General features: G+C 71.8%; 15 protein-coding genes. 3 read left to right on the top strand and 12 right to left on the bottom strand.

The genetic code is table 11. The features are described from left to right. Nucleotides 1-20: 20 nt before the first annotated feature. Nucleotides 21-1,304, bottom strand: a complete 1,284-nt coding sequence (locus CCN51_RS25810; protein WP_014178270.1) for an adenylosuccinate synthase — start codon at nt 1,302-1,304, stop codon at nt 21-23. Nucleotides 1,305-1,458: 154 nt separating this feature from the next. Between CCN51_RS25810 and CCN51_RS25805 the strand changes: the two genes are divergently transcribed. Continuing rightward, nucleotides 1,459-2,475 carry a diacylglycerol kinase family protein gene (locus tag CCN51_RS25805; RefSeq protein WP_014178269.1) on the top strand — a complete coding sequence of 339 codons (1,017 nt, stop codon included), beginning with the start codon at nt 1,459-1,461 and terminating at the stop codon, nt 2,473-2,475. A 16-nt stretch (nt 2,476-2,491) separates the two neighbouring features. Here the strand turns inward: CCN51_RS25805 and CCN51_RS25800 are convergent, their stop codons facing one another. Continuing rightward, complete coding sequence (locus CCN51_RS25800) at nt 2,492-3,070, bottom strand: GbsR/MarR family transcriptional regulator (RefSeq protein ID WP_014178268.1); 579 nt, start codon at nt 3,068-3,070, stop codon at nt 2,492-2,494. A gap of 79 nt (nt 3,071-3,149) precedes the next feature. Between CCN51_RS25800 and CCN51_RS25795 the strand changes: the two genes are divergently transcribed. After that, nucleotides 3,150-4,064: an ABC transporter ATP-binding protein gene (locus CCN51_RS25795; protein ID WP_014178267.1), complete on the top strand. Its 915-nt coding sequence runs from the start codon at nt 3,150-3,152 to the stop codon at nt 4,062-4,064. Next, the gene (locus tag CCN51_RS25790) at nt 4,061-5,716 is read left to right on the top strand and encodes an ABC transporter permease (protein WP_014178266.1); all 1,656 of its coding nucleotides are present in this window, start codon (nt 4,061-4,063) and stop codon (nt 5,714-5,716) included. Before CCN51_RS25795 ends, CCN51_RS25790 begins: the two co-directional genes overlap by 4 nt. A 103-nt stretch (nt 5,717-5,819) precedes the next feature. Here CCN51_RS25790 and CCN51_RS25785 read toward each other — a convergent pair whose 3' ends face one another. The 10 genes from CCN51_RS25785 to CCN51_RS25740 all read right to left on the bottom strand — a co-directional run bounded on the left by CCN51_RS25785 (nt 5,820) and on the right by CCN51_RS25740 (nt 16,299). Next, on the bottom strand, nt 5,820-7,046 hold the full coding sequence (locus CCN51_RS25785; RefSeq protein WP_014178265.1) for a cytochrome P450: 1,227 nt from the start codon (nt 7,044-7,046) through the stop codon (nt 5,820-5,822). 10 nt (nt 7,047-7,056) lie between these two features. Beyond that, entirely contained in the window at nt 7,057-8,034 is a 978-nt protein-coding gene (locus CCN51_RS25780) for an alpha/beta hydrolase (RefSeq protein ID WP_014178264.1), read from the bottom strand. 62 nt (nt 8,035-8,096) lie between these two features. Beyond that, the gene (gene kynU, locus CCN51_RS25775; RefSeq protein WP_014178263.1) at nt 8,097-9,341 is read right to left on the bottom strand and encodes a kynureninase; all 1,245 of its coding nucleotides are present in this window, start codon (nt 9,339-9,341) and stop codon (nt 8,097-8,099) included. Further along, the gene (locus tag CCN51_RS25770) at nt 9,334-10,176 is read right to left on the bottom strand and encodes a tryptophan 2,3-dioxygenase family protein (protein WP_014178262.1); all 843 of its coding nucleotides are present in this window, start codon (nt 10,174-10,176) and stop codon (nt 9,334-9,336) included. The genes kynU and CCN51_RS25770 overlap by 8 nt, the downstream gene beginning before the upstream one ends. Before the next feature lie 298 nt (nt 10,177-10,474). Then, entirely contained in the window at nt 10,475-10,888 is a 414-nt protein-coding gene (locus CCN51_RS25765; protein WP_014178261.1) for a DUF3151 domain-containing protein, read from the bottom strand. A gap of 61 nt (nt 10,889-10,949) precedes the next feature. Further along, entirely contained in the window at nt 10,950-12,542 is a 1,593-nt protein-coding gene (locus tag CCN51_RS25760; protein WP_043490994.1) for an MFS transporter, read from the bottom strand. 258 nt (nt 12,543-12,800) lie between these two features. Continuing rightward, nucleotides 12,801-13,823: a class II fructose-bisphosphate aldolase gene (fbaA, locus tag CCN51_RS25755; protein WP_014178259.1), complete on the bottom strand. Its 1,023-nt coding sequence runs from the start codon at nt 13,821-13,823 to the stop codon at nt 12,801-12,803. Between the two features lie 178 nt (nt 13,824-14,001). Continuing rightward, nucleotides 14,002-14,547, bottom strand: a complete 546-nt coding sequence (pyrE, locus tag CCN51_RS25750) for an orotate phosphoribosyltransferase (protein ID WP_014178258.1) — start codon at nt 14,545-14,547, stop codon at nt 14,002-14,004. 28 nt (nt 14,548-14,575) lie between these two features. Then, the gene (locus tag CCN51_RS25745) at nt 14,576-15,400 is read right to left on the bottom strand and encodes an aldose epimerase family protein (protein ID WP_014178257.1); all 825 of its coding nucleotides are present in this window, start codon (nt 15,398-15,400) and stop codon (nt 14,576-14,578) included. Between the two features lie 89 nt (nt 15,401-15,489). Next, complete coding sequence (locus CCN51_RS25740; RefSeq protein WP_014178256.1) at nt 15,490-16,299, bottom strand: SRPBCC domain-containing protein; 810 nt, start codon at nt 16,297-16,299, stop codon at nt 15,490-15,492. Nucleotides 16,300-16,539 lie beyond the last annotated feature (240 nt).

Here is a 16,539-nt window from a genome sequence, read left to right as displayed (position 1 = left end):
GGCCGCACCTCAGCGACTCATCACAGGAACGAGTTGATCTGGATCGTCTCGTCGCGGCCCGGCCCGACGCCGATCGCCGAGATGGGCGCGCCCGACATCTCCTCCAGCGCCGATACGTACTTCTGCGCGTTCTTCGGCAGCTGGTCGAAGGACTTGGCCTGGGTGATGTCCTCCGACCACCCCGGCAGGGTCTCGTAGATCGGCTTCGCATGGTGGAAGTCGGTCTGGCTGTACGGCAGCTCGTCGACCCGCTTGCCGTCGATCTCGTACGCGACGCACACCGGAATGCGCTCCCAGCCGGTCAGCACGTCCAGCTTGGTGAGGAAGAAGTCGGTCAGGCCGTTGACCCGGGTCGCATAGCGCGCGATGACCGCGTCGAACCAGCCGCAGCGCCGGTCGCGGCCGGTCGTCACGCCCCGCTCGCCGCCGATGGTGCGCAGCTTGTCGCCGTCCTCGTCGAGGAGTTCGGTCGGGAAGGGGCCCGCGCCGACACGCGTGGTGTAGGCCTTGAGGATCCCGATCACGCGGTTGATCTTTGTCGGGCCGACCCCGGTCCCCGTGCAGGCACCGCCCGCGGTGGGGTTCGAGGAGGTGACGAAGGGATACGTGCCGTGGTCGACGTCGAGCAGCGTGCCCTGGCCGCCCTCGAAGAGGACGACCTGGCCGTCGTCGATGGCGTTGTTCAGGAGCAGCGTGGTGTCCGCGACAAAGCCGCTGAGCTGGTCGGCATAGCCCAGCAGCTCCTCGACGACCTGCTCGACGGCGATGGCGCGCCGGTTGTAGAGCTTGGCGAGGACCTGGTTCTTGAAGTCGAGGGCCGCCTCGACCTTCTGCCGCAGGATCGACTCGTCGAAGATGTCCTGCACCCGGATGCCGACACGGTTGATCTTGTCGGCGTAGGCCGGGCCGATGCCCCGACCGGTGGTGCCGATCTTGCGCTTTCCGAGGAAGCGTTCGGTCACCTTGTCGAGGGTGGTGTGGTACGGAGTGATCAGATGCGCGTTACCGCTGATCAGCAGCTTGGACGTGTCGATGCCGCGCGCGTTCAGCCCACTCAGCTCGGAGAGCAGGACCGCCGGGTCCACGACGACACCGTTGCCGATGACCGGGGTGCATCCCGGGGAGAGGATTCCGGAAGGGAGGAGGTGGAGCGCGTACTTCTGGTCGCCGACGACGACCGTGTGGCCGGCGTTGTTGCCGCCCTGGTAGCGCACCACATAATCCACCGAGCCACCGAGCAGGTCGGTGGCCTTTCCCTTGCCTTCATCACCCCACTGAGCACCGAGCAGCACAAGTGCGGGCACAGGCGTACACCCCTTCCGGGCGGGGCATGTCCAACGTGCGCGGTGGCTTGTGCCACCACAAGAGCCGTCGAACCGGTGCCCCGGATAGACGAAGCCCCTGGCGCAACAGCGACAGGGGCTCTTGCACCGAGAGATTACCTGAGGAAGGACCGAGGTGTCGGCTCCAGATCCCTGGCAGGTTTCCCCGGACGCCGTCCGGGGGCGCCCCCTGCTCGTGCTCATCGACCCCACCGCCCGTCGAACCGACGGGGAGTCGGTGCGGATCGCGAAAGATGTGCTGTGTGCGGGCGCGTCTGCGAAAATCTGCCTGCCGGAGGGGCCCGAGGAGGTCGAGCGGGCGCTCGCCCGCCGTGGCAGCCGCCGGCCCGTCCTGGTCGGTGACCACCGGGCCCTGCTGCGCACCGTGGAGCTGCTGCACCGCAAGCGGGAGCTGGCGGACGCGGCGCTGTCGGTGGTGCCGGTGGGCGGCTCGGCCACGGTGGCCCTGGCCCGCGCCCTGGGCCTGCCCACGGACGCGGTGAGCGCGGCGCGTACGGCGCTCGACGGCACCGCGCACCGGCGTGACCTGCTGGTCGACGAGAGCGGCGGGGTGGTCCTCGGGGGCCTGCGGATCTTCGGCGGGGAGCAGCCGGGGAGCGGGGACCGGGACGCGAACGGGGCCGGGGACGCGAGCGAGGACGGGGACAGGGACGCGAGCAGGGACAGAGACGGAAGCGGGGCGGTCAGCGGCACGGGCGGCGGTACGGGCGGCGGTACGGGCGGGTACGACGGCGGCCATCAGCCGTGGTGGACCCCCGCGGCCCGTACCGCGCGCACCGCGCTGACGCTGCTGTCGCTGCAGGGCGGCGGCCTGGGCGGCTCCCGGCGGCGGACCCGGCCGCCCGCGCAGCGGCTGCGGGTGGAGGCGGACGGGGTGCTGCTGGCCGATCTGGACCGGCCGGTCGAGCGGGTCTCGGTGTCCACGGCCGCGGCGGGCCGCGGCGGCCTGGCCGATGTCGTGGTGCACCAGTGTGCCGGGGACGGCCCGGTCCGTGCGCGGGCGCGGGCGATCACCGTCTCGGGTCCGGACTTCCGCTACCACGCGGACACCCTGACCCGTGGCCCGGTGCGCACCCGCACCTGGACGGTCCTCACCGAGGCCTGGCGCCTGATGGTCCCCCGGGGGGAGTGAGCGGATGCCGGGAGAGTTAGCCCGTCTTCTGTTCCCCCACGTGGGGCACCTCCAGATGGGCGCCCTCCACGTGGGCCCGCCAGCGCGCCAGCATCTCGACCAGTTCCTTCTGCATGAACTCGTAGAACTCCGCGGTCCTGATCGCCCGCGCCCCCGCCAGGGTGTGCGGACCGAGGACCTTCGCCCCGTCCCGCATCGTGTGCTGCCAGCGGGTGAGGATCTGGTCGCGGTTGGACACCGCCTCGTACCAGACCTCGTTGTAGAGGCGGTACTGGTCGCGCCGCGTGCCCGGCTCGCGCTCGCGGGTGATCAGGTTCAGCTGGGCGAGGTAGCGGACGGCGCCCGAGACCGCGGCCGGGCTGATCTGCAGCAGCTCGGCGATCTCGGCGGCGGTGAGTTTGCCGGAGTCGGAGGCGAGAAGGGCGGCGAAGACCCGGGCGCCCATCCGCTGCATCCCGGCCTCGGTCATGTCCGCGGCGAACCGCTCGACGAACTGCGACACCGCCTCATCGTCGCGATCGAAGTCCACACCCTCGCCGTCGCGCGCGCTCTCCTGCCGCGTCACCTCCGTCACCGCCGCCTCATCTCCCTTCATCACTCGTTCGCTCGTTCAATATCAGTTTATACACTTCGCTAACTTCACAATTTTGTGAAACTAGCGTAGCTTCAGAAGCATGACAACGGCAATCTCCACCTCCGGCCTCCACAAGTCATTTGGCCGCACGCATGCGCTGGACGGCCTCGACTTGGAGGTCGAGACGGGCGAAGTCCACGGCTTCCTCGGGCCCAACGGGGCCGGGAAGTCCACCACCATCCGCGTTCTGCTCGGCCTCCTGCGGGCGGACAGCGGAGCGGTCCAGCTCCTGGGCAAGGACCCCTGGCACGACGCGGTCGAGCTGCACCGCCGCATCGCCTACGTGCCCGGCGACGTCACCCTGTGGCGCAACCTCAGCGGCGGCGAGGTCATCGACCTGTACGGGCGGCTGCGCGGCGGCCTCGACCAGGACCGGCGCACGGAGCTGCTGGAGCGGTTCGAGCTCGACCCCACCAAAAAGGGACGCACCTACTCCAAGGGCAACCGGCAGAAGGTCGCGCTGGTCGCCGCCTTCGCCTCGGACGTCGACCTGCTGATCATGGATGAGCCCACCTCCGGGCTCGACCCCCTCATGGAGGAGGTCTTCCGGGACTGTGTGATCGAGGAGCGGGAGCGGGGCCGTACGGTGCTGCTGTCGAGCCACATCCTCAGCGAGGTCGAGGCGCTCTGCGACCGGGTCAGCATCATCCGCAAGGGCCGCACCGTCGAGTCCGGCTCGCTCGCCGAGCTCCGCCACCTCACCCGCACCTCCGTCACCGCCGAACTGTCCGGCCCGCCCAACGGTCTTTCCGCCCTCCCCGGCATCCACGGCCTCGACATCCAGGGCAAGCGCGTCAAGCTCCAGGTCGAAACCGACAAGCTGGACGCCGTGCTGCGGCAGCTCGGCGAGTCGGGCGTGCGCAGCCTCATCAGCACCCCGCCCACCCTGGAAGAGCTCTTCCTGCGCCACTACCAGGACGACATCCGCGACGAGGCAGAGGCGGTCGCCCGATGACCGCCGTAGCCGACACCCGCGTCTCGGCCCCCGAGCGCACCGGCTCCCGCGACCTGGCCGGCACCGGCACACTGCTGCGGCTCGCGCTGCGCCGCGACCGGATCATGATCCCGGTGTGGGCGCTGGCCATCGGCATGACCGGCAGCAGCACCCTCAGCCGGATGAAGAGCACGTACGAGACGGCCGCCGACCGGGCCAATGTCGCCAAGGACATGAACACCAACGGCGCCTTGCGGTCCATGCTCGGCGTCGCGTTCGACGACTCGTACGGCGCCCTCACCGCCTGGCGGGTGGGTACCTTCCTCGCGGCCTTCGCCGGGATCATGAGCCTGCTCATCGTGATCCGGCACACCCGTGAGGAAGAGGAGTCGGGCCGCCAGGAAGCGCTGTCCGCCGGCATGGTCGGCCGCCGCGCCGGCCTCACCTCCGCCCTGCTCACCGTCGCCATCGCCAACGCCGCCATCACCCTGCTGGTGGTGGCCACCCTCGCGGGCGAGGGGAGCGGCGGCGCGCTCGCCCTGGGCCTGTCCATCGGCCTCACGGGCCTGGTCTTCGGCGGTCTGGCCGCCGTCGCCGCCCAGATCACCGAGAACGCGCGGCTGGCCAGGGGCCTGGCCGCCGCCGCGGTCGGCGTCGCGTACCTGCTGCGCATGGCGGGCGACGCGGCCAAGGACGCCTCGGAGGGCTCCAGCCATGTGCTGGTGTGGCTCTCGCCCATCGGCTGGGCGGAGAACACCCGGCCCTTCGCACAGGAGCGGTGGTGGACCCTGCTGCTGCTGGCCGTGCTCGCGGCCGCCTCGTTCGCCGTCGCCTACGTCCTCACGGGGCGCCGTGACGTCGGTGCCAGCTTCTTCGCATCACGCCCCGGCCCCGCGGCTGCCGGCAAGTCCCTGCAGGGCGCGTACGGCCTGGCCTGGCGCCTCCAGCGCGGCACTCTGCTGGGCTGGGTCGTCGGCGTCGCCCTCTCCGCCGCCATGCTCGGCGGCGTCGCCAACGGCGCCGGCGACATCGTCGGAGACAGCGAGAAGAACCGTGAGATCATCGAGCGCATGGGCGGGGCGCAGAACATCGACGACGCCTTCCTCGCCGCCATGATCAGCCTCATCGGCGTGATCGTCACGGTCCACACGGCCACCGCCGTGCTGCGGCTGCGCGCGGAGGAGACCGACCAGCGCGCGGAACCGCTGCTGGCCAACGCCGTCAGCCGACTGCGATGGGCCATGAGCCACCTCGTCATCGCCTACCTCGGCCCGGTCGTCATCCTCGCCGCCGGCGGTCTCGGGGCGGGCATCGTCTACGCAGCCGCGGCCGACGACCTGGGCGGTGAGTTGCCGCGCGTCCTGGGCGCCTCACTGGCCCAGATCCCGGCGGTGTGGGTCGTCACCAGCGTGGTGGTCCTGCTGTTCGGCCTGCTGCCCTCGTACACCACGTCCCTCGGCTGGGCCGTGGTCGGAGTGGTCGTCGCCATCGGCTGGCTCGGCCCGGCGCTCGACGCGCCCCAGGCCGTCCTGGACCTCTCCCCCTTCAGCCATCTGCCGAAGCTCCCGGGCGAGAGCGTCTCGGCGGCGCCCTTCGTATGGCTGCTCCTGGGGTCGGCCGTGCTGACGGCCGCGGGCCTGTGGGGGCTGCGGCGCCGCGACATGACCAACTGACCGGTCCGGTGCCCCTGAACGGCGGGACCGGTCCGTGAACGGCGGAACCCCCGTTGTCGTCCACAGGCTGTGGACGACAACGGGGGTTCCGCCGTTCACGGGCTCAGACCTCGACCAGCAGCTCCTGCAGCCCCCGGATGACAAACCCGGGATTCCACCGCGGCTCCGCGGCCGGCCGCAGCCCGGGCGCCCTCCGCAGCAACGCACCGAAGGAAGCGGCCAGTTCGAGGCGGGCCAGGGGCGCGCCCAGGCAGTAGTGGATGCCGCCGCCGAAGCTGAAGTGGGCGTTGTCCGTACGGGACAGGTCGAGCCGGTCGGGGTCGGGAAAGCGCTCCGGGTCCCGGTTGGCCGAGCCGAAGAGCAGCGCCACCTCGCTGCCACGCGGGATGACCGTCCCGCCGACCTCGATATCGTCCAGCACCCACCGCTCGAACAGCTGCAGCGGCGTGTCGTAGCGCAGCAGCTCATCGACGGCGGTGGGCAGCAGCGCATCGGGGTCGGACCGCAACAGCGCGAGCTGATCGGGGTGGCGGAAGAGGGCCAGCCAGCCGTTGCCCGTGGAGTTGACCGTGGCCTCGTGACCGGCGTTCAGCAGCAGCACACAAGTGGAGATCATCTCCTGCTCGGTGAGCCGGTCCCCCTCGTCGTACGCCGCGACCAGCCCGCTGATCAGATCCTCCCCCGGGTTCCGGCGGCGAGCGGCGATCAGCTCACGCAGATACTCCGAGAACTCGACGGAGGCACGGACCGCGCGCCGCGCGGCCTCGTCGCCCGGGTTCAGCTCGAACATCCCGCAGATATCCGCCGACCAGGGGCGTAGCTGCGCGCGGTCGGCCGGCGGAATGCCCAGCATCTCCGCGATAACGGCCACCGGCAGGGGCTCGGCGACAGCCGCCACAAGATCGCCGCCGCCCTCGGCGACGAACGCCTCCACCAGCTCGTCCGCCAGCCGCTCGACAACCGGCGCCAGCCGCTCGACCGTACGCGGCGTGAACGCCTTGGACACCAGACGGCGCAGCCGGGTGTGGTCCGGCGGCTCCAAGTCCAGCATCCCGTGGCCGTTGAGCGTATGGAACGGCTCGTGCTCGGGCGGCGGGGCGGTGCGGCCGAACTCCTCGTGGCTGAAACGGTGCAGATAGGTACGGCCGAGGCGGCGGTCCCGCAGCAGGACCCGGACGTCCTCGTGGCGCGGGATCAGCCACTGCCGGGATGCCTCGAAATAGTGCGCACGACCACGCTCGCGCAGCGCCGCGTACGCCGGGTAGGGGTCGGCGACGAACGACGGCTGCCAGGGGTCGAAGACGGGGGCGGGGGCTGCGCTGCTGCTCATGCCGGGGACGCTACCGCCCTTCTCGACGAGTGGTACGGGCGACGTGGGCGATCTCGTCGGCGACCGTGCGTACGGCGGCCGCCGTGGGGTCGATCAGCGGGAAGTGCCCGGTGGAAGCGAGGCGCACCGCCCGGACCGGCTGTCCGGCGCGCCGCGCGGTCTCCGTGAACGCGTACGCCACCTGCGGCGGGACGTCGATGTCGGTGACGCCCTGCACGATGGTGGTGGGAACGGCGGTGGGGAGCAGCGCGGCGGGATCGGCGAGCGGCAGCCGGTCCAGGTGGTGCGCCTCGCCGTCGGGGATATCGCCGTCGGGGATATCGAGGTCGGGGATATCGAGGTCGAGGAACTGGCTGACGGCGTCGGAGCACACCCGCAGCTCGCGGGCGGTGGCGAAGTCAGCGATGGGGGCGAGGGCGACCACGCCGCACACGGGGGGAGGCGAGGGGAGATACCAGGGGCAGTCCGGCGGCAGGACATGGCGGGCCGCCGCCCACAGCGCGGCATGCCCGCCCGCGGAGTGCCCGGCGAGCACCACGCGCGCCGGGTCCACGGGCAGCGCAAGACCCCGCGCGAGCCCGGGCACGGTGTCCACGGCGGCCGCGATATCGTCCAGCGTCTCCGGCCACCGCCCGGCCCGCGGCGGGGAGCCGTCTCCCCCGTCCGGGCCGCCCCGGCGGTACTCCACCGACGCCACCACGAACCCGCGCCCCGCCAGATACGCGGCGAACGGCGAGATATGACGCCGGTCGTACGGGGCGCGCCAGGCGCCGCCGTGGAACAGCAGCACCAGCGGGGCGGGCAGCGCCGCCGCGCCCGCCTGCGTCTCCGCCTCGGGCAGATAGAAGTCGACCACCTGGTCGCGGTGGTCGCCGTACGCCGCGACGCGGTCAGGGGAGACGGGCGCGAGGCCGAAGAGGGACGCCTCCTCGGCCTCGGCGGACGCCGCCGGGCCTGCCTGATCGGCCGGGCCTGCCTGGTCGGTCATCGGCGCGTCCGGCCACACCGGGTGATGCCCCACGCACGACCAGGCGCGGCGGCGCGGCACGGCTAGGCCACCTCCCCCGGCGCGCCCGCCTCGCCCGGCTCGCCCGCCAGCACCGCGGCCAGCACGCGCGCCGCGCGCTCGGTGTCGGCGAAGCCCGTGTAGAGCGGGGTGAAACCGAAGCGCAGCACATCGGGGCGGCGGAAGTCGCCCACGACGCCGCGGCGGATGAGCTCGGCCATCGCCTCGCCCGCATCGGCACAGCGCAGCGCGATCTGGCTGCCGCGCCGCTCATGCGCGGCGGGGGTGACGGACTCGACGCGCCCCGCCGGGACGTAGGTGTCCACGCAGCGCAGGAAGAAGTCCGTCAGGGCGAGGCTCTTCGCCCGTACGGCGGCCGTCGAGACGCCGTCCCAGACGTCCAGCGCGGCCTCCAGCGCGAGCATGGACAGGATGTCCGGGGTGCCGACCCGGCCGCGGACGGCGCCGTCGGCCGGGGTGTACGCGGGCGCCATGCCGAACGGGTCGGCGTGGGAGTTCCAGCCGGGCAGCGGGGAGTCGAAGCGCGGCTGGTGCTCACGCGCGACATACAGATAGGCGGGCGAACCGGGCCCGCCGTTGAGGTACTTGTACGTACAGCCGACCGCCAGGTCGACCCCGTGCGCATCGAGCCCCACCGGCAGCGCGCCCGCGCTGTGGCACAGGTCCCAGACGACGAGCGCGCCCGCGGCGTGCACGGCCGTCGTGGTGCCGGGCAGATCGTGGAGGCGGCCGGTGCGGTAGTCGACGTGGTTGACGAGCGCGACGGCGGTGCGCGGGCCGACGGCGGCGGCCATCTCGGGGGCGGGTACGGGCCGCAGGGTGCAGCCGGTCAGCCGGGCGGCCGACTCGGCGATATAGCCGTCGGTGGGAAAGGTGGACTCGTCGACGAGAATTTCGTCCCGGGACACGTCGCGGGCCTGGACGATCCGTACGCCGCCCACGAGGGCCTTGAAGACATTGACGCTGGTCGAATCGGTGACCACCACCTGCCCGGGCGCGGCGCCGACGATCCGCCCGACGCGGTCGCCGATCCGCTCCGGCGCGGTCCACCAGCCGCTCTCCTCCCAGGACCGGATGCGCAGCTGCCCCCACTCACGGGCCACGACATCGGCCAGCCGGGCGGGGACGGCGGCCGGCAGGGCGCCGAGCGAATTGCCGTCGAGGTAGACCGTGTCGTCGAGGACGAAGTCGGCGCGCTTGGCGCGGAGCTCGTCGGCGGCGTCCAGCTTCGCCGCCTCCTCGGCCAGAGTCACGTTGGGCTCAGACATGGCTGCGCGCCGTCCACAACTCGGGGAAGACGTTCTTCGTCGCCCGCTTCTCCAGCCAGGCGACCCCCGCCGAGCCCCCCGTACCGGCCTTGGCCCCCATGGCCCGCCGGGTCGCGACGAGATGGTCGTTACGCCAGCGCCACACCAGCTCGGCGACCTCGGTCAGCGCCTCGCCCAGGCGGGCCGGCGCGGTGTCGTCCGGGCCGGAGTAGATCTCCTGCCACACCCGCTCGACCGCGGCGTCCGGCTCGTACCGCCGCGTGGGATCGCGGTCCAGTACGGACTCCGGGACCGCGTAGCCCTGGCGGGCGAGATAGCCCAGCACCTCGTCGTACAGGCTGGGCTCGGTCAGAGCCTTCTCCAGCTCCCCGTGCACACGCGGCGCGCCCCGGTGCGGGACGAGCATCGACGCGGACTTCTCACCGAGCAGAAACTCCATCCGCCGGTACATCGCGGACTGGAAGCCGGAGCCCTCGCCGAGCGCGGAGCGATAGGAGTTGAACTGGCCGGGCGTGAGATGCGCAAGCGGCTTCCACGACGCGTTGAGCGATTCGAGCTCGTACGTGGAGCGCTTGAGCGCGGCCAGCGCGGTGGGCAGATCGTCCTCGCGCAGCGCCTGCGCGGCGGTCTGCCACTCGTGGACGATGACGGTGAACCACAGCTCCATGACCTGGGTGGTGACCAGGAAAACCATCTCTCCGGGGTCGTCGGAGAGCGGGTGCTGGAGGTGGGTGAGCACGGACGCCTGGACATAGTCCTCGTATGGGGTCGTGCCTTGGAAGTCGAGATTCGGGGTGTCCGGCTCGGCTTCGTGCGGGGCAGGCTGATGCGACATCGCCGTCTCCTGAGTCTGCTGCTACCGGGTAGCGGTCCGCCCCTTCATCTCGGCATCGGAGCCCCGGTCCCCTCGGGACCCGCCCCGGGCGGGCCCCGAGCGCATCATGCGTGTCATGCGCACCCATCCGCAAGTGCGCTGCCGGCCAGAGGAAGCCGACCCGAGGAGGCCGGCCCGAGGATGCCGACCCGAGGAGGCCGGCCCGAGGATGCCGACCCGAGGAGGCCGGCCCGAGGATGCCGACCCGAGGAAGCGGCCCGCCTCCCGGAAGAGACGGGCCCAAGGAGAGGGACGGACGTCAGGAGAGGGTGTCCGCCGCGGTCGGGGAGCTCTCCCGCAGGAACGTCGAGCAGCGCTCGTACTCCTCCTGCTCACCGATCGACTGGGCGGCGCGGGCCAGCGCATGCAGGGCACGCAGAAAACCGCGATTGGGCTCGTGCTCGAAGGGCACGGGCCCATGCCCCTTCCAGCCGCTGCGCCGCAGCGCGTCCAGCCCACGGTGGTATCCGGTACGCGCGTACGCATACGACTCCACCACCCGTCCGGCCTCGAACGCCTCGTCGGCGAGCTGCGCCCAGGCGAGTGAGGAGGCCGGATACTTCGCCGCGACCTCAGCCGGAGCGGCACCGGAAGCAAGCAGCTCACGCGGCTCCGGGTCATCGGGCAGATGGGTCGGGGGCGGTCCCCCGAGCAGGTTCTCATGAATGGCCATGACCCCCAGTCTGCCTGGTCCGCGGGACGGTGGGGCACGTCCCCAACACCCGCCTGGCGGGTCAGCCGCCCGGGTCGCCGGTGCGGCTGCCCAGGTCGCCGGGGTCCAGTGGCGGGGCGCCGACGCCGCAGTGGTACGCGCACTCGGGGCGGCACGGCCGGCGCGGAACGGCCTTTTTCTCCGCGGCTTCCGCCGCAACCTCCGCCCCCTCCTCCACCGCCGGCGCACCAACGGGCGGGGCGGCGGGCGGGGCGGCGGCCTCGGGGGGCGCCTGTTCCAGCGCATTGGACCGCACCGTGCACCAGGCGATGATGGCGCCCACGACCAGCACCCCGGCACAGATCGGCATGGCGCGTCCGAACGTCTCCGAGAACCGGGCCGCCGAGCGGTAGGCCTCCGGCCCCATACCGGCCAGCAGCGGCAGCGCCGCCACCGCGATCAGGCCCGCCGCCCGCGCCGCCGCGTTGTTGATGCCGCTGGCCAGGCCCGCGCGTTCGACCTCCACCGAGGCCAGCACGGTCGCGGTGAGCGGGGCGACCAGGGCGACCATGCCCAGGCCAAGCACCAGCAGCGCGGGCAGCACATCGCGCCAGTAGACCGCCCCCACCCCGACCCGCGTCATCAGCAGCATCCCGGCCGCGCACAGCAGCGGGCCGACGGTCAGCGGGATACGCGGCCCAATGCGCCGCCCCAGCTCGCCGGAGCGCGCGGACAGCAGCAGCATCAGCACGGTGGTGGGCAGCAGCGCGGTGCCCGCGCCGAGCGCGGAGTAGCCCACGACCACCTGGAGCTGGAGCACGGACAGGAAGAAGAAGCCGCTGAACGCCGCGTACACGCACAGGGTCACCGCGTTGACGGCGGTGAACTGGTGGGAGGCGAAGATGTCGAGCGGCAGCATCGGGTCCGGCCGCCGCCGCTCCACGTACACGAAGGCCACGCCCAGCAGCACCCCCAGGACGGCCGGGACGATCACGGCGGGCGAGACTCCCTGGCCGGGCGCGGCGATCAGGGCGTACGTCACCCCGGCGAGCGCGAGCGCGCCCAGCGCGGCACCCAGGACGTCGAATCGCCCGTGCCCGCGCGGATCGCGGGACTCGGGCACATGGCGCAGGGCGACGGGCGCGCACACCGCCGCCAGCGGCACATTGAGGAAGAACACCCAGCGCCAGCCGGGCCCGTCCACCAGCCAGCCGCCGACGAACGGCCCGATCGCGGCCCCGACCCCGCCGAATCCGGACCACAGGCCGACCGCCCGCGCGCGGTCGTCGGGGTGGAAGGTGGCTTGGATCAGCGCCAGGGACCCCGGTGTGAGCAGCGCTCCGCCGATGCCCTGCAGGGCGCGGGAGGCGATGAGCATCCCGGCGTTGGGCGCGAGCCCGCACAGCAGCGAGGCCACGGCGAACCACACCACACCGATGACGAAGACCCGCCGCCGCCCGAAGCGGTCCCCCAGCGCACCGCCCAGCAGGATCAACCCGGCGAGGGTGAGCATGTAGGCGTTGATGGTCCACTGCAGGACGGGGAGATCGGCGTTCAGGTCGAGGCCGATGTGCGGCAGCGCGACATTGACGACGGTGCTGTCGAGCAGCGCCATCGACGATCCGAGCACGGTGGTCAGCAGGACCCAGCGCCCGACCGACGAGGACACACGCATCGTGCCCACGCCCCCGGCCCCTCCCACCACCGCCGGCGCGCGGGGCGGAGCGCGATGCTCACGCCGTGGGCCGGGCCCCGGCCCGGAGTCACCCATACCTGGATCCTCCTCGCTCCCGCCCCTCCCCGCCACCTCGGCAAAGGGGAAATGCCACCGGAGAGAAAACCATGGGAAGAGGGAAAAAGCCGCCGGGCCCGGCACCCCGCCGTGGGGTGCCGGGCCCGGAGAGGCCGACAAGCCGGGAAGCCGCCGCGTGCGTTACTTCAGCTTGGTGCCCGTGGAGCGCAGGTTCGCGCAGGCCTTGGTGACGCGCTCGGCCATGCCCTTCTCGGCCAGCTTGCCCCAGCTGCGCGGGTCGTACGTCTTCTTGTCGCCGACCTCGCCGTCGACCTTCAGCACACCGTCGTAGTTGCGGAACATGTGGTCCGCGATCGGGCGGGTGAAGGCGTACTGCGTGTCGGTGTCGAGGTTCATCTTCACCACGCCGTTCTCCAGCGCGGTGCGGATCTCGTCCTCCGTGGAGCCGGAGCCGCCGTGGAAGACGAAGTCGAACGGGTCGGTCTTGCCGTGCTTCGCCGCCACGCCGTCCTGCAGATCGCGCAGCAGCTCAGGGCGCAGCACGACATTGCCCGGCTTGTAGACGCCGTGGACGTTGCCGAAGGAGGCGGCCAGCAGGTAGCGGCCCTTCTCGCCCAGGCCGAGCGCCTCGGCGGTCCGCTCGGCGTCGGAGACGGTGGTGTACAGCTCGTCGTTGATCTCGTGCGTGACGCCGTCTTCCTCGCCGCCGGTCGGGGTGATCTCGACCTCGAGGATGATCTTGGCCTTGACGGCCTCGGCCAGCAGCTCCTGCGCGATCCGAAGGTTCTCGTCGAGCTTCTCCGCGGAGCCGTCCCACATATGGGACTGGAAGAGCGGGTTCTGCCCGGCCGCGACGCGCTCCTGGGAGATCGCGATCAGCGGGCGCACATACCCGTCGAGCTTGTCCTTGGGGCAGTGGTCGGTGTGCAGGGCGATATTGACGGGGTACTTCTTGGCGACGACATGCGCGAACTCGGCAAGGGCGACCGCACCGGACACCATGTCCTTGCTGTACTGACCGCCCAGGAACTCCGCACCACCGGTGGAGATCTGGACGATGCCGTCGCTCTCCGCCTCGGCGAAGCCGCGGAGCGCGGCGTGCAGAGTCTGCGTCGAGGTCACGTTGATCGCCGGGTAGGCGAACTTGCCTGCCTTCGCCCGGTCGAGCATCTCGTTGTAGATCTCGGGGGATGCGATGGGCATCTGTCCGCTCCTTGTGATGTGCGGGGTGTTGTTTCTTGGCCCTGACCTAAGGGATGTGGGGGCGACGTCGCCGTCGTGGCCATCCTCCCAGACTCTGCGGATTGCTCCACACGGCGCACGGTGGGATGACTCGGACGGCGGGTGGTGGTTTCACGTGAAACCACCACCCTCGGTCATCTCAGCCCAGGTCGAGGTCGGCCAGCGAGTACGCCGGTACGTATCGCAGCCCCGCCTCCGCGATCGCCGGCGCGGCCCCGCGCTCGACGATCGTCGCCACCGCGACCACCTCCGCGCCCGCCTCACGCGCCGCCTCGACGGCGGTCAGCGGCGAGCCGCCGGTGGTGGAGGTGTCCTCCACCACCAGCACCCGGCGGCCCTTGATGTCCGGGCCCTCGATGCGCCGCTGCATACCGTGGGTCTTCTGGGCCTTGCGTACGACGAAGGCGTCGAGCTTACGGCCCCGCGCGGCGGCGATATGCAGCATGGACGTGGCCACCGGGTCGGCGCCGAGGGTGAGCCCGCCCACCGCGTCGTACTCCAGGTCGGCCGTGGTGTCGAGCATGACCTGGCCGACCAGCGGAGCCGCCTCGGAGTCCAGGGTGATCCGGCGCAGGTCGATGTAGTAGTCGGCCTCCAGCCCGGAGGAGAGGGTCACCTTGCCGTGGACCACGGCCTTGTCCTTGATCTGCTGCAGCAGGGCGTCACGCGCATCGCTCATGGACATGAGCTTAGGCGCTGCCCCGCGGCGGGACTCAGGCGAGCCGCCGCCAGCTCCAGGTCATGGACATCTCCAGGGGGTCGATGGGGGTGACGAGGCGCGGCAGGGTGTTCAGGCCGTTGGGCGGGCCGGACTGCGGCTCCACGCAGACCGCCTCCGCCTGCTCGTCGTAGACCACGACCCACTCGCTGCGGCTGGTGACCTTCAGCTCCAGCCGCCCCGGCCAGGTGAGCGTGACGTCCACGCCGTCCGACATGCCGAAGCAGTCGTCCCAGGGCCCGGGGCGGGGCTCGATGCGACGGCCGGTGGGCAGGTGGTTCTCGCCACGCTCCTCCTGCCACTCGGGCTGGAAGGAGATCTCCGCCTCGCCACCACCGGCGCCGTCATCTGGGAGGTTGCGCAGAAACCACGGGTGCCAGCCCGCCTGCGCCGGGAAGGAGTCGCCCTCGGTCTCCACGCTCATCGTGGTGGTCAGGGAGTCCGGGGTCAGCTGGAAGGTCTGGCTGACCCGGCCGCGGTACGGCCAGGGGTCGGCGAGGTCGTAGGCGAAGGCCGCGGCGGCGGTGTCGACGCTGATCGTGCGCCAGGCGACCTCCCGCCCGGTGCCGTGGATCGCGTGCGGGGGCGCGTTCACGGGCAGTTGATGGCTACGGCCGCCGTTGCGGAACCGCCCGAGCTCGACCCGGCCGCACCAGGGCACCATCGGGAACGATCCGAACCTCGGGCCCTGCCGCAGCAGCTCCGTACCGTCGATGCGCAGCGAGGCGACACGGCAGCCGTTGTCGGGTGCGACGGTCAGCTCGACATCCCCGGCGCTCAGCCGTACGCCGTGGGTATCCGTTCTCTCTTCGGTGGTCACGCCCCGACTTTATGCGCCCGCGCGCGCCTCGCTCACCTTCTGCGAGCCTTCTGCGGCGCTCACTTTCTGCACGCTCACCTTCCGCGCGCTCACTTTCTGCGGCGCAGCACCCGGCTGACCACGACGGCGGAGGCGAGCACCACCGCGGCGGCGGGCGCCGCCCAGCGCAGTGCGATACCGGAGGACACGGTCTGGGGTGCGGGTACGGGGGCGTAGCGGCCGCGCGGCGGGGCGTGGTCGACCTCCTCCGTGCTGCGGCCGATCATCGTGCGGCGTGCGTGCGCGGCCTCGGCGGGCGGCTCGTCGTCGAGCTCGCCCAGCTCTTCGAGCTCGCCCAGCTCACTGAGGTCACCGACCTCGGCCACGTCCTCGACATCGTCGATGTCGTCGAGGTCCCCGACGTCGTCCACGGCAACCCCGTCGTCGGCCGTATCGATGTCCTCGACCTCGTCGAGTGTGGCGACCGGCTCCTTCTCCAGGCCGGTGGCCAGCGCCGCGCCGAAGCGGTCCAGCAGCCGACGGGCGACCATGACAGCCGCCTGCTCGTCGAACTCCGCCAGCCGCCCCTCGCTGCGCACCGTCCCGGAGCAGACCAGCGCGGTCCCTCCGGACACGGCCCTGGGCACCACGGTCAGCGCGAGCTTCACCGAGCCGCTGCCGCGCGCCTCCGTCCCCTCGCCCGCCACCTCGAAGCCGGCGCCGCGCTCGGCGATCCGCAGCGAGCCGCGGTAGGTGATGGTCGAGCTGCCGATCCGCACCCGGAGCCGCCCGGCGAGCGGACCCACCGCCGCATCGGCGTCCTGCTGGAGCCCGGGAACGCAGCGGGCGACGCGGTCGGACTCCGTGAGTGCCAGCCGGACGGTGTCGACGGGAAACGGAACGAACACCTCATGCTCCATAGCTCAAGACACTACCCATCGCGCCTCCCGTGAGACCCGTTCCGGCGCGACTTTCCCCGCGTGCGCCCATGAATTCCCGGCGACCCGGCAATATGCGATACAGCGAGTGCGCCGATGCGGTCATGGCGTATCCGGCGTCATGGCGTATCCGGTGCCGTCAAGCCGCGTCCGGTGCCGTCATGGCGTGTACCGGGGGTGCGTCAGCGTCGAGGCGGGCAGCCCCGGTACACGCCATGACGG

Source organism: Streptomyces milbemycinicus (genome assembly GCF_002154605.1).
GTDB lineage: Bacteria > Actinomycetota > Actinomycetes > Streptomycetales > Streptomycetaceae > Streptomyces > Streptomyces milbemycinicus.
Note: the sequence above shows the minus strand (reverse complement) of the source record. Positions and strands in the feature narration are given on the sequence as shown.

Bases quoted from the DNA above. Each gene is read 5' to 3' on its own strand.
- CCN51_RS25770 (WP_014178262.1), bottom strand. From the start codon at position 10,176: ATGTCGCATCAGCCTGCCCCGCACGAAGCCGAGCCGGACACCCCGAAT.
- CCN51_RS25765 (WP_014178261.1), bottom strand. From the start codon at position 10,888: ATGGCCATTCATGAGAACCTGCTCGGGGGACCGCCCCCGACCCATCTG.
- CCN51_RS25800 (WP_014178268.1), bottom strand. From the start codon at position 3,070: ATGAAGGGAGATGAGGCGGCGGTGACGGAGGTGACGCGGCAGGAGAGC.
- CCN51_RS25760 (WP_043490994.1), bottom strand. From the start codon at position 12,542: ATGCGTGTGTCCTCGTCGGTCGGGCGCTGGGTCCTGCTGACCACCGTG.
- pyrE (WP_014178258.1), bottom strand. From the start codon at position 14,547: ATGTCCATGAGCGATGCGCGTGACGCCCTGCTGCAGCAGATCAAGGAC.
- CCN51_RS25790 (WP_014178266.1), top strand. From the start codon at position 4,061: ATGACCGCCGTAGCCGACACCCGCGTCTCGGCCCCCGAGCGCACCGGC.
- CCN51_RS25740 (WP_014178256.1), bottom strand. From the start codon at position 16,299: ATGGAGCATGAGGTGTTCGTTCCGTTTCCCGTCGACACCGTCCGGCTG.
- kynU (WP_014178263.1), bottom strand. From the start codon at position 9,341: ATGTCTGAGCCCAACGTGACTCTGGCCGAGGAGGCGGCGAAGCTGGAC.
- CCN51_RS25795 (WP_014178267.1), top strand. From the start codon at position 3,150: ATGACAACGGCAATCTCCACCTCCGGCCTCCACAAGTCATTTGGCCGC.
- CCN51_RS25785 (WP_014178265.1), bottom strand. From the start codon at position 7,046: ATGAGCAGCAGCGCAGCCCCCGCCCCCGTCTTCGACCCCTGGCAGCCG.
- fbaA (WP_014178259.1), bottom strand. From the start codon at position 13,823: ATGCCCATCGCATCCCCCGAGATCTACAACGAGATGCTCGACCGGGCG.
- CCN51_RS25780 (WP_014178264.1), bottom strand. From the start codon at position 8,034: ATGACCGACCAGGCAGGCCCGGCCGATCAGGCAGGCCCGGCGGCGTCC.